This window comes from Phocaeicola paurosaccharolyticus JCM 15092, assembly GCF_000613805.1.
Lineage (GTDB): Bacteria > Bacteroidota > Bacteroidia > Bacteroidales > Bacteroidaceae > Phocaeicola > Phocaeicola paurosaccharolyticus.
Genome location: NZ_BAJR01000022.1, coordinates 1 through 12,706 on the forward strand (window position 1 = coordinate 1; position 12,706 = coordinate 12,706).

Consider the following 12,706-nt stretch of genomic DNA (forward strand, 5'->3'; position numbering starts at 1 on the left):
AAAAATTCTTGAAAATATTCTCCAACACCTGGTCGGTAGTAACTTCTCCAACTATATCGCTGAGGTGGAATATGCACTGACGGAGGTCTTCACTGACTAAATCTCCTGAAAGGTTCATGCTCATTCCCTCCTGTACGCGATGTATGGATTCAAGGGCATGGGTAAGGGCTTCGTAGTGACGTATGTTGGTCACAATGACATCGCCCTGATTGATCTGTGGAAGGGCTGATGCCTTGACAAGTATCTCTTCAAGCTTCTCGATGTTCTGCTTGGTCTTTGCAGAGATGAATATCTTTTCTGCATCTACATCATTAAAGTAGTTTTGTATCTCATCTTGTTGCGAAGCCGAAAGAAGGTCGGACTTATTGAATAATATAATAAGCTTCTTGTCTACACAGTGAGGAAGTATCTCTTTCTTTATCTTCTCAAATCCATCGGCCTTGTCAGTGGTATCAATCATCCACAACACTATATCAGCCTGTGAAAGCTTCTGGAAGGTACGCTCAATACCTATGTTCTCTATCTTGTCGGTTGTCTGACGAATACCTGCTGTATCGATAAAACGGAAGGTCACACCGCCAATGTTCATTGTGTCCTCAATGACGTCGCGTGTGGTGCCATGTATGTCGCTCACAATGGCTTTCTCCTCGTTAAGTAGTGCATTGAGTAAGGTAGACTTGCCGACATTGGTCTCACCAATGATGGCGACAGGTATACCATTCTTGATGACATTACCTACACTGAAGGATTTAGCAAGACGTGTGATGACAGTCTCTATATTTGCAGCCAACTCTTTCAGGTCATTACGGTCGGCAAACTCAAGGTCCTCATGATCGCTGAAGTCAAGCTCCAACTCCATGAGTGAGGTGATATGAAGTAGCTTGTCACGCAATAGAGTCAGCTCCTTACTGAAACCTCCACGCATCTGACTCATAGCTAACTTGTGTGAAGCTGCACTCGATGAGGCTACCAGATCTGCTACTGCTTCAGCCTGACTAAGGTCCATCTTTCCATTCAGGAATGCACGTTGTGTGAACTCACCGGCATTGGCCGAGCGGCAGCCATTCTGTATGAGCAACTGCATGACCTGCTGAAGTATATATGACGAACCATGACACATTATCTCTGTGCTATCTTCGCCGGTGTAGGAGTGAGGTGCACGGAAAAGGCTTACAAGCACCTCGTCGACTATATCTCCTCCTTTGTTGGTGATATTTCCGAAGGTGAGTGTATAAGGTTTCCTATCAAGCAGGCCCTTTCCTTTTATTGGCTTGAAGATTGATGAAGTTATCTCTACTGCATTCGGACCTGATACGCGGATGGTCCCTATTGCTCCTCCTTGTGCTGTTGCTATTGCACAGATTGTATCCTGATTTGTCATTTACCTATAAATGTTTCTTGAAATTATTTCTACCACCTGTTCCAGATAGTATCTGTCTGTTTCATCGAAAGTGGCTATTTCATCACTGTCTATATCCAACACTGCACGTACCTCGTTGCCACAGAGTAGTGGTACAACAATCTCGGAACGTGATGCCGAACTGCATGCTATATGGCCCGGGAACTTGTCCACATCCTCCACAATAATGGTCTCTGCTTTCTCCCATGCCGTACCGCATACACCTTTTCCTTTGCGTATGCGGTTGCATGCTACATCTCCCTGAAAGGGACCAAGTATCAATATATCATTCTTTACTATGTAGAAGCCTATCCAGAAGAAACCGAATGCCTGACGTATAGCTGCTGAGGCATTGGCAAGTACGCTTACCTCCTCTGTCTCGCCATCCACCATTAGGGCAAACTGCTCTATGAAGTTCTCATAAGCCTCTCTCTTGTCAGTGATATTGTGTGCAAAACCTGGTTCCATATAATTAAATTCTCTCTAATACTTTTTTTATCAACTCATCGATGGTACTCTTGTAACCGGTGTTAGCCTCCTTAATAAGACGGTTGGCAATGACCATACATACAGTCATAGCTTTGTGTCCCATAAGACGTGACAAACCTGCCAGTGCAGAACTCTCCATCTCGAAGTTGGTAATCTTGTAACCGTTGTATTCAAACTTTTCGATCTTCTCGTTCTGGTTAGGATCGGCAAGTGGAATACGAAGTTCACGACCTTGAGGACCGAAGAAACCTCCGGCAGCAATGGTCACACCTTTTACCATATCACCTTTATCTATGCGCTCTATCAACTCTTTGTTAGCATCTATTACATATGGATATGGCTGGCACATATTTCCCGTCCATCCCATATGGTTTATGAATGCTTTCTCCATGGCAAGGTCGCACACTGCGTTACGTCCTGCATAGAAGTTGAGCAATCCGTCAAAACCCATAGATTTTTCGGATACAACAAATGTTCCAACAGGAGTATTTGGTTGCAGACCACCACAGGTACCAATACGGACAAGTGACAGTTCACGATGTTCATCTTTTTCGTAACGAGTCTTGAAGTCTATATTTGCAAGTGCATCTAGCTCGTTCATTACGATATCGATATTGTCACAACCGATACCTGTAGATACAACTGTTATTCTCTTTCCTTTATATGAACCGGTGATACTCTTGAACTCACGGCTCTCTACATCCATCTCTATGTTTTCGAAATGAGAGGCGACAAGTGAGACACGACCAGGGTCACCGACAAGGATTACCTTGTCGGCCAACTGTTCCGGTTTTATATGCAGGTGAAAAACTGATCCATCCGAGTTGATAAGCAACTCAGACGCAGCAAAATATTTTTTCATAATGTTTAGTATTAAATTGTTATACTATTCACTTAATGGATTAGCTGTAGGATTTATTTCAGGTTTAGCAATATTTTCACGCATTGCAGTATCAGCCTGAATATTCTTCATTCTGTAATAGTCCATTATGCCTAGGTTGCCGCTTCTGAAAGACTCTGCTATTGCACGTGGAATCTCCTGTTCAGCCTGTATAACGTTGGCACGAGCCTCTTCAGCCTTTGCCTTCATCTCCTGACTAAGGGCCACTGCCATTGCACGACGCTCCTCAGCTTTAGCCTGAGCGATGTTCTTATCGGCATTAGCCTGATCTATCTGAAGTGATGCTCCGATATTCTTACCTATATCGATATCTGCTATATCAATAGAGAGTATCTCGAATGCTGTTCCGGCATCAAGGCCTTTACGGAGTACTAGTTTAGATATTGAATCAGGATTTTCGAGAACCGATTTATGATTCTCTGAAGAACCGATAGAGGATACGATACCTTCACCGACGCGGGCAAGAATTGTATCTTCTCCGGCACCACCTACAAGCTGATGTATGTTTGCACGTACTGTGACACGTGCTTTTGCAATAAGCTGGATACCATCTTTTGCAACTGCTGTAACAGGAGGGGTGTCAATAACTTTAGGATTAACCGACATCTGTACTGCCTCGAACACGTCACGTCCGGCAAGGTCGATACCTGTTGCCATCTGGAATGATAACTCGATGTTAGCTTTTGAGGCAGATACAAGTGCATGAACAACTCTCTCAACATGACCGCCGGCCATGTAATGTGCTTCAAGTTCATCACGAGTAATAGTGCCAAGACCTGCCTTATGTGCCTCAATCATTGCCGGGACTATAGTATATGGCGGCACGTTACGTATTCTCATAAGGAATAACTGCACCAATGAGATGCGGACTCCAGATACCTTGGCAGAAAGCCACAGGAAGAACGGCACGTAGTGAAAGAAGATGATCAGGAAGATCACAACTCCACCGATTACGATAACCGGTAAAACAAATTGTTGTTCCATAATAATAGAATTATTTAAATGATTAATTTTCTTGACGTTTACGCACCATTATGGTCTCACCTGAGATGCGTTCAACATAAATCAATGTATTCTCGTCTATAAAACCTTCGGCAGAACGTACCTCAATGATGTTACCATTGATTTCGGCATTGCCTATAAGTGCAAGGCGGGTGATGGCAACACCTTCGTCGCCAACTTTTATATTGAATTTTTTGACTTTGTTCTCTTTATAGTCCAGCGTCTTTTTTAGAGAGTATTTGTCTACTGTCTTAGAACGCATGAGCCACATAATGATTATCACTATACTAACCGCAGATACTCCCAAAGTTATGAAGCCTGCAGTTGAACCTATAGCTGTAAAAGAATAGTATACTGCTGCAAGGAGGCTTATTGCCGATCCAATGCCGGCTAAGCTTATACCTGGTATAAGGAATACCTCTACTATGAAGAGGAGTAGTCCTGCTGCGATAAGTGAGATTAGAATGATTATTTCCATGTTATCTCTTTATTTCTAATGTTGATAATAAGTTGGTTTATCTCTTTTTGTAACTGTTCCGTACGTTTTTCCAAATCCAATATAGACGGAGCAAGTGAACTCTTTTTGTCGTTTACGGCAGCTGCATACTCATCACGTTTGTTGTCTAGCTGAGTGCAGAGTGACTTGAAATCTTTCTCTTTCTGAGAGAGCTCAAGATATAGTTTGCTTGCCTCCTTTGACTTAAAGTCTTTCAGTGAATAATATGTACGTTTGTCGTCAATAACAAATTCAAAATCTCTCTTTATATGTTTTTCAGGATTATCCGACATCACCTTGACTAGTACTCTTTTAGCCTCTTCAACTCTCTTCTTATCAGCCTGTGTCACTTTTATCGGAGATAGAAGCGCTGCCTGATGTAAAAGTTTAGGGTCCGTACTCTCATAATCATAAACTTCCTTGGTCTCATTAGGAATGAAGACATATATACATACCTTATCATTTGGCTGATATCTGTCTGAAGCAAACCATCCAAGGTTATTCAATTCATCAATAGCAAACATATAGTCGTTGAATTGTGAATTGAAAGGCATGCCAAGGTTATCCGGCTTGAGATATCTTCTATCTTCGGTATCATATCTTGTGACAAACATATCATATCCTCCTAATGACTCAGGACCTGTAGCACTATAGTAAAGGGTTATACCATCAGTCATAAGGAACGGATAGTTTATATCTGCATCACTCTGCAGTGATGTCACAGGTTCAGGCTTGCTCCAATCATTAATCAGCTTTATCTGAGTATAGAGTTGCATATTTCCAGCAGGGCCCTTTTGAGAGAGCAGAATATTGTTTCCATTCTCTGTCTCATATGATGTGCCATATGTATCTGATATCATAGACAACTTTCCTGATGGTTTGCTAAGATGGTAGCTGTCGAGAAACCTGTTTTTGTCGACAACAAAACTATCGATTACAGTCACCTTCTCAACTCCCTTTATCATCCTTGATGCTTTTTTTATCTTCTCAAAAACCTTCTCTTCCTCTTCAACAGGTTGCTTAGCCTTTGTCAGAGCAGCAATATATTGTCCGTATGATGTTTCAGCTTCTCCAAAGTTGTATAGATCGAAATATGCTAGTCCAAGATATTTATAAGCATTGGTTACTTTTGCTTTTGCTCCTTTTTGAAGATAAGGAATGGCATTCTCTGCATTACCGGTCTCATATTCGCAAGCGCCATACCAAAAGTTATAGTTGGAGTTAGATGGAGATTTCTTAAGTAAATTACTGAAAACAGGTTTTGCAGCACTGAACTCACCTTTAAGGAACTGTTGTTTAGCCTGTTCAAGGGTCTGTGATGATATAGAATTTGCCATTCCAAGGGCGAATAGGCAGAGTATATATAATCTTCTCATATTTATCAAAATTACTTACTAATAAAATCAAAATTACATATTTTATTTGATTTATTAATCTTTAGATTATTCTATTTTCCTAATTCTTCTATAAATCATTCTTTTAATGTACTTTTGCGCACGTTTATAAAATGATATGACAAAGTTCACAGAGGAAGATATAATTTTAAGAAAGGTTGAGCATAGTTTCAACAAAGGTGTTGTAAAGTACCGACTTATAGAGGATGATGATAGGATATTAGTTGGACTTTCGGGAGGTAAAGATTCGCTGGCACTACTTGAGTTACTGGCAATACGTTCCAAAATAATTAAGCCACGTTTTTCGGTTGTTGCTGTTCATATAGTAATGACAAATATTCCATATAAATCGGATATGCAGTATCTTAAAGATTTCTGTGAGCAACATGGAGTGGAGTTTGTCGAATACCGTACATCATTCGATGCGTCTAGTGACAGCCGTAAGTCACCCTGTTTCCTCTGCTCATGGAACAGGCGTAAGGCACTCTTTACAGTTGCAAAGGAGTATGGATGCAATAAGATAGCATTGGGCCATCACCGTGATGATATCATTCAGACTATGCTTATGAATATCACTTTCCAAGGGGTATTCTCTACTATGCCTCCTATGTTGAAGATGAGGAAATTTGATATGACAATCATACGACCTATGTGTCTGGTTAATGAGTCTGATCTTATTGATATGGCAAGGGTTAGGGATTATCGTAAGCAGGTTAAAAACTGTCCTTACGAGCATCAGTCAAACCGCTCGCAGATGAAGAGGATTCTTGCTGAGTTGGAAAAACTTAACCCTGAGGCGAGATATAGCCTTTGGAACAGTATGAGCAATGTGCAGGAGGAACTTCTGCCGGGAAAAATTTAATATAAATAGAAATATAGCATTACATTATGAAAGCATTTTATACCGTGGGTCTGCTTATTGTTGCCAATGTATTCATGACTTTTGCATGGTATGGCCATCTCAAACTTAAGGAAGCATCTACCTGGTTTGCATCACTGCCTCTCTTCGCTATTATTGTATTCAGCTGGATGCTGGCTTTTTTCGAGTATGTGCTACAAGTACCTGCAAATAGAATCGGTTTTGTAGATAATGGTGGCCCTTTTACTCTTATGCAACTTAAAGTTATTCAAGAGGTTATAACACTTGTAATCTTCACGGTATTCTCAACATATTTCTTCAATAATGAAACACTGCATTGGAATCATCTGGCAGCTTTCCTATGTCTTATCCTTGCAGTCTATTTCGTATTTATGAAATGATATGTTGTAGTTTAGTTCACAATATTTACCGGCTTGTTGTTCTTGGGGACTATAAGTGTATCTCTCTTAATATAGAGTAATGAGTCGGTCTTTAATGAGTCTGTTTTAATATTCAATGAATCCTTTTTTGGGGAATCGCTGTTTTTTAATGCAGGCTTTTTCTTTGAGAATGGGCCATCTTTAACCGGCAAGGCATTCTTGTAAGTTTTCCAGGCATTAGCATTTTTTGCATTGTGTTTCCTTATATGAGCTTTCTTTGAAAATATTGGAGCAAGAAGATCTTCTGCACTGAAGGAACCTATCGGATTGTTGCTTGGAGTAACACTTTGATCCATACCTTGTGGAAGAACACGATAACCATTCTTGATTCCGGGCATCATCTTTACATTGAACTTCATTCTTACTTTCAGTGAATCTTTTTTACCAATTATAGGATCGTTAACTGGGTCTTCTCCATATTTTGTGAAGATAGAGTAGGGAGTAAGTCTTACAAATTTTGGCTTTGTCCACTTTGTACTGTCAAGATAATTTTTAGGAAGATCTTCAAGATAATCCATCCACTTTTTATCCTCACTCATCATCGGTTTGCTCTTCATTATCTCCTTCGTGGGGTTGTAGTCGAAGTGGATATCTTTTATTGCTTCCATATTGATATTAATCTCACCATTGCCATTGAGCAGGTTTTGTAATCTTATGGAATCTTGTCTTGATAGCTGAGCTTTTGAGGAGATAACTCCAATGTAACATAATAACAGAGTGAGGCAAAAGCGTTGAGTCATTTTTACTTATTTATAAATCTCAACAAAAATACTTTACAAACTGTTTATTGGCGTTAAATTGGAGTTATTATATGTTTACTGAATTATGGATTTGTTAATTATTAACTTAATTATATTAAACTATAACTTTGTTATTTGAGTGATTTTATCCAGTTGACTATATCCGAAAGTACTTCAGTTTTATATTGTAGAGGTTGTTTAAGAGTCTGAGGTTTATTATTATATTCTAAAGATTCCATTGTATCGAGATGCTCCATTCACGTGGTCTAAGGTTATATCTGCTTGTTGACAATATATTACCCTGATTCATTGTATATGAGTACTCCTTCTTGTTGAATATATTCTTCACGCTGGCCGAAAGACGCACTTTGCTGAGTCTCAATATAATTGATGCATCTGCCAGGGTGAAGTATGATTTCTCACCTGAATAGAGGTCATTGCGATAATGGGATATGTTGAATTTACCATCCACATTTCCAAAGGTCTTGGTCAGTGTGATGTTCTGTACCCAATTAACAAGATTATGTGACTCATCTTTTGACTCTTTCTGTACTGTTTTTGAATACTTGATATCGCCTGAATACTCTATCTCAGCCCATTTAGGTGAGAAGATAATTTTTGGCTGAAGGGAGAGTTGGTTAACTTTATATCCTATAAGCTCAGAATTGGTCATATTAACTTTGTCAATCTTATCGAATTGTACTGCGCATGATGCTTTGGTGTTAATATCAAACCATCCTTTAGATATGTTTGCCTTTGCACTCCACTGTTCAGACTTGTTATCATTAGATGATATGCTTGAAATATAGTATTTACCATCTTTTATTGTGAGATTATTTATCATATTGCTATTGTTGTGAGAGTATGAAGCCCCTACACTCCAGAATAGTTCATGAAGAGCATGCTTGTATTCATATCCCGCATTAACGGTGAAATAATCTTGCTTTGGCACTGTGCCGTCACTGCTTTTCCATGTGCGATAATCCTCCCTATATTCATTAGGATGATACTACTCCAACCTCCGGCATCCTGAATATAGCAGGAGAAGAGAGTAAAACTGCTTCTGAATCCGCTCCTAATGTTGGCATATATCTGTGGAGAAAGCAGGAGGAACGATTTTTGCTGCCTAAAGAAGTGTTTCCACTGCACAGAAGTGCTTGTTGTCAGAGTGAGTTTCGTACCTTTATATTCAAGGTGAGGTCGAGTGTAAACTGATGTAGACCAGTTATGCTCTTTCAGATAGAGATCTTCTGTTGCAACTCCGAGTGAATATTCGTAGGTGAAGAAACCTCTTTTTATCATGTTTGATACAGCATTGTCAGTATGTATGCGATTGGCATTGAACTTCTCATTATAATCTTTCAAGGCGAGTTCCGAAGGGGAGTAGTTCATACCGACACGTGACTGGAAGCTGATTACTCTTTTATCCAGGTTACGTACCACTCTGAGGTTGTTGTTCAGGTCTATTCTTGGACTCTTTATCGACTGTTCTATACTGTTGTAATTATTCAGGAAATGTGAATAGCTCTTTTCTAGTTTGCCATCAATATTTGTTTCGTTCATCAGATAATAGTTCTCATTGTTCTTCTCGATGTTTACCTGGGCATTCAACTTGTCCGTTCTAAGGCTATAATCCTCACTCTGCTCTGTTGTAATCTGCTTACCATCATTGAGAAGATATATGCTGCTGTTGGCTGTCTGCTGCTCATTCTCATTATGAATATATCCGCCATTCACCCTTACCTGAGTATCTTCACTGGTGTTCTGAAGCCGGCTGTAGTTGAAGCTATATGAGTGGTTGAATCTCATTCTCTCCTCCTCTAGAGGAGCATCGATTGTTGGCTGGTTTAACCATGAAGGCATGCCGTAATCTGATAGAATCATATCGTTTTTTATCTCTGCAAGCTGTGCATTCTCCTGTTCAATATCTTTTCCTATGTTGTCACTGCTGAAATTTAATATACCTTGTCTCTTTTTGCCTATCTGCATGGCGTTGAAATTTCCATCCCAGATAACAGGATTTTTACTGTCAGCTATTCCACCCAACATCTTTAGTGTACAAATCCATCTTTCTTTTGCTTGTGGGAGCAGCTTTATGTTTAGTGCAACATCATCTGAATGTATCTTCTTTGCCAGAGAGCGTATTGGCTGATAATGATCAATAACTTCTGCTTTGTCAACATCTTTAGCTTTAATATTTTCATTGAGAATATTGTATCTTCCTCCGCTTATATCCATTCCTTCCACTGTGAAACGGCTTATCTGCTTTCCGTTATATCTTATTGCTCCGTTTTTATCAATATTTATTCCTGGTAACTTCTTCAATGCATCCTTTAGACTGTTATCTCTGTCTGTTATAAATCTGCTTAGGTCATATTTGGTAGTATCCTGACGTCCATATACTCTTCCTCCTTTAATCTCAACCTCCTTTAATACGAATGCTTCGGGCTTTAACTTGAAATTTATTATCCTCTCGTTGTTTATGTTGTGATTCATCTTCTCATAGCCCATATATGTGACCGACAAAATATCGTTCTTCTGAATATTCTCTATTCTTAAAGTGTAGTTACCTTTTGCGTCTGTAAGTACATAGTTTATTGGCATGTTGTCTCTCTCCAGAACAATGGTAGCCATCTCAAGAGGTTCTCCGCTATCTGAGTCAGATACATTTCCGTGTATTATTTGTGCTGATGAGATATATGGAATAATTAATAATATCAACAATGCTAATCTTTTCATTTTTTATCTTTCAATAGGGTTATATGGGAAGTTCTTAGGATTTTTTGCCTTGTTGCCGTTGCCATCGGTTAAACTGATTGATATGTTTGGGTTAGTTGTTATATAACCTACAGGGTCGGAATAGTATCTTGTATAGATTTTGTTTAGATCTTTTCGGCTTATATTCTCGTATTCTTCACCTTTATATAGTATATCTTCCGTTTTTCCTTTTTCTATGCCATTGGCTTCGAAGGAAAAATATCCTTGAGAGTCATTTGCTTTTAGTATAAGTCCTGGCAGACCGCATAACTTCCATGGTCCATCACTTACCGGTATTTCCGATGTATACCATGCACTCCATACTCTTCCTTTATATGTAGTTGTTGCTTTGTGGCAGAGATAGTCTATAACTCGTATTGTATCTCCACTAAGTTTCCACTGAGGTCTCTCATTGCTCTCCTCACATTTGAATCTTTCCATACCCAAAGCATCAAGCATGGTTGTTGTTCCCGGGCCATTAAAGTTTTTATATATCCTCCAGCTTATTTTGCCCATTCCATATTTACCCAGATTTTCATTTATAAGCGATTGTGACAAGCCATTCTTAATTCCTGACGAGAATATTGAGTCGCCGACGAAACTGGTATAACAATAGAACTGTGAAATCTTTTTTCCTACCTCAAGAATCATTGTCTCGTTAATAGGTTTGATAGGAGATTGTGTGGTGTCATTTACAAAATTCATAATATACGAAACCTTTACAATACTCTTATCACAGGGCTTTCCGGGAATCATGTCTGTTGGAGTTTTTACTATGAACTGCTGTGCCCACAATGATATTGAACATGTGGAAACAAATAATAGTGTGACTAATAATTTTTTCATAACGCATTTGTTTTGTTTCTGCAAAGGTCATAGATATCCTTATTATTATCTTGAAATGGTTATTATTAAGATATTACTTAGCTCTGGAAAAGTTATTACTATTTTATTATTCAAATAATAGTATCTGTTTTTTTTTGTAAATTTGTTTTCCAAGAATTTAGGTATATGGAAAAGAGAATACGAATAGTCTGGACACTTACAATAATAACTCTTGTCCTAATGATTTTGGGGCAGTTATATTGGCTATATAATCAGTCAATTTATGAACAGAGTAATATAGGGAAAGAGCTTTTTTCTAAATGTGAGTCTTTGCTGGCTCAAGAAGATATAATTAGAGGTGCTTCTGTAAAAGTTCTCAAGGAGGGTTATCAAAGTGAGATAGATCCTAATGGGGCAACAGTTTTCTATTCTCTAGTGCATTTCAATATAAACCCTGACGAAGATAGACAGACTACAAAAGTATCGATATGCGAGGTTAGAAAGTTCGGTACAGAAGTAGATACTTTACGCAAGTTCAATGTTGAGGGTTTGTCAACGGATGCTATCACTCCTCTAATACATAGATATCAGCTTTCACGCAAGAAGACATTTCAAAAGGAGGTGATGGACTCACTTATTAATGCTAATTCTCTAGGTGAAGCGATTAATTTCTCTTTTAATAAATCTACTAAGAGAGCACTTAATCCAATATATACTTTACATAGCGGTTTGTCTCCATATATTACCATAACATATCCATATAATCCTCTTTCTTATCAGGAGGTCTCTTTTGATCTGCCTATAAAAATGCAACCAATACTTGAAAGTATGTTGTGGCAACTTATTGGTACCATATTTCTTGTTGTACTATTAGTAGTCTGTATGTTGTATCAGATAAAAACCATACTTTTTCAAAAGAGGATTGACGGCATAAGGCGTGAGTTTATGAAGAATATGATTTACGAAATGAAACAGTCTCTAACCGATGACGCAGCAAAGGATGATGTGAATATTATTGGTGATACGAAATTCTACTATTCAATGAATGAACTTAACTTTGGAGATAAGACTGTCATTGTGACAAGTAGGCAGGCTGAGATTATTAAAATTCTATCGGACAATATAAATGAGGTCGTACCAAGAAACGAGATTCTTGAGAAGGTATGGGGAGATGATTCATATTCCAATTCTATGGCACTTAATGTTCAGATAACCTATATACGTAGGGCATTTAGTTCAGATAGTTCCATTTCAATTGAGGCAATCATGAAGAAGGGATATCTATTGAAGGTACTTAAAAATAGTGATAAATAAAATTGAATTACGATGAAATGAGTTTTATTATGCATTTTATTATGTTGCATTAGTTCTACCTATACTTTTTACCGTTTAAAAGGCAAAAAA

13 protein-coding genes are annotated in these 12,706 nt (G+C 38.5%); 3 read left to right on the top strand and 10 right to left on the bottom strand.

All coding sequences use genetic code 11. The features are described 5' to 3' along the window. From mnmE to JCM15092_RS09730, 6 genes are all read right to left on the bottom strand, one after another. A partial coding sequence (mnmE, locus tag JCM15092_RS09705; protein ID WP_024994485.1) for a tRNA uridine-5-carboxymethylaminomethyl(34) synthesis GTPase MnmE occupies positions 1 to 1,381 on the bottom strand: 1,381 nt, incomplete at its 3' end. Then, a complete protein-coding gene (locus JCM15092_RS09710; RefSeq protein ID WP_024994486.1) occupies positions 1,382 to 1,867 on the bottom strand; it encodes a free L-methionine (R)-S-oxide reductase MsrC in 486 nt (161 codons plus the stop codon). Between the two features lie 4 nt (positions 1,868 to 1,871). Beyond that, complete coding sequence (locus tag JCM15092_RS09715) at positions 1,872 to 2,750, bottom strand: nucleoside phosphorylase (RefSeq protein ID WP_024994487.1); 879 nt, start codon at positions 2,748 to 2,750, stop codon at positions 1,872 to 1,874. A gap of 24 nt (positions 2,751 to 2,774) precedes the next feature. Next, positions 2,775 to 3,773 carry a flotillin-like protein FloA gene (floA, locus tag JCM15092_RS09720; RefSeq protein WP_024994488.1) on the bottom strand — a complete coding sequence of 333 codons (999 nt, stop codon included), beginning with the start codon at positions 3,771 to 3,773 and terminating at the stop codon, positions 2,775 to 2,777. A 22-nt stretch (positions 3,774 to 3,795) separates the two neighbouring features. Beyond that, the gene (locus JCM15092_RS09725) at positions 3,796 to 4,269 is read right to left on the bottom strand and encodes an NfeD family protein (protein WP_024994489.1); all 474 of its coding nucleotides are present in this window, start codon (positions 4,267 to 4,269) and stop codon (positions 3,796 to 3,798) included. Next, a complete protein-coding gene (locus tag JCM15092_RS09730) occupies positions 4,260 to 5,663 on the bottom strand; it encodes a tetratricopeptide repeat protein (RefSeq protein ID WP_024994490.1) in 1,404 nt (467 codons plus the stop codon). Before JCM15092_RS09730 ends, JCM15092_RS09725 begins: the two co-directional genes overlap by 10 nt. Before the next feature lie 136 nt (positions 5,664 to 5,799). On the opposite strand from JCM15092_RS09730, the gene JCM15092_RS09735 reads away from it, so the two are divergent. Beyond that, entirely contained in the window at positions 5,800 to 6,543 is a 744-nt protein-coding gene (locus tag JCM15092_RS09735) for a PP-loop family protein (RefSeq protein ID WP_024994491.1), read from the top strand. Between the two features lie 26 nt (positions 6,544 to 6,569). Then, positions 6,570 to 6,941: a DMT family protein gene (locus JCM15092_RS09740; RefSeq protein ID WP_024994492.1), complete on the top strand. Its 372-nt coding sequence runs from the start codon at positions 6,570 to 6,572 to the stop codon at positions 6,939 to 6,941. An 11-nt stretch (positions 6,942 to 6,952) separates the two neighbouring features. Here JCM15092_RS09740 and JCM15092_RS09745 read toward each other — a convergent pair whose 3' ends face one another. The 4 genes from JCM15092_RS09745 to JCM15092_RS09760 form a co-directional block, all read right to left on the bottom strand. Continuing rightward, positions 6,953 to 7,720 carry a DUF4858 domain-containing protein gene (locus JCM15092_RS09745; RefSeq protein ID WP_024994493.1) on the bottom strand — a complete coding sequence of 256 codons (768 nt, stop codon included), beginning with the start codon at positions 7,718 to 7,720 and terminating at the stop codon, positions 6,953 to 6,955. Between the two features lie 226 nt (positions 7,721 to 7,946). Beyond that, on the bottom strand, positions 7,947 to 8,672 hold the full coding sequence (locus JCM15092_RS09750) for a TonB-dependent receptor (RefSeq protein ID WP_148296641.1): 726 nt from the start codon (positions 8,670 to 8,672) through the stop codon (positions 7,947 to 7,949). Next, entirely contained in the window at positions 8,594 to 10,459 is a 1,866-nt protein-coding gene (locus JCM15092_RS09755) for a carboxypeptidase-like regulatory domain-containing protein (protein ID WP_024994495.1), read from the bottom strand. Before JCM15092_RS09755 ends, JCM15092_RS09750 begins: the two co-directional genes overlap by 79 nt. Positions 10,460 to 10,462: 3 nt before the next feature. Continuing rightward, positions 10,463 to 11,323: a GLPGLI family protein gene (locus JCM15092_RS09760; protein WP_024994496.1), complete on the bottom strand. Its 861-nt coding sequence runs from the start codon at positions 11,321 to 11,323 to the stop codon at positions 10,463 to 10,465. Between the two features lie 165 nt (positions 11,324 to 11,488). On the opposite strand from JCM15092_RS09760, the gene JCM15092_RS16640 reads away from it, so the two are divergent. Next, positions 11,489 to 12,616, top strand: coding sequence for a winged helix-turn-helix domain-containing protein (locus tag JCM15092_RS16640; RefSeq protein WP_024994497.1), 1,128 nt, complete (start codon positions 11,489 to 11,491; stop codon positions 12,614 to 12,616). Positions 12,617 to 12,706: the final 90 nt, after the last annotated feature.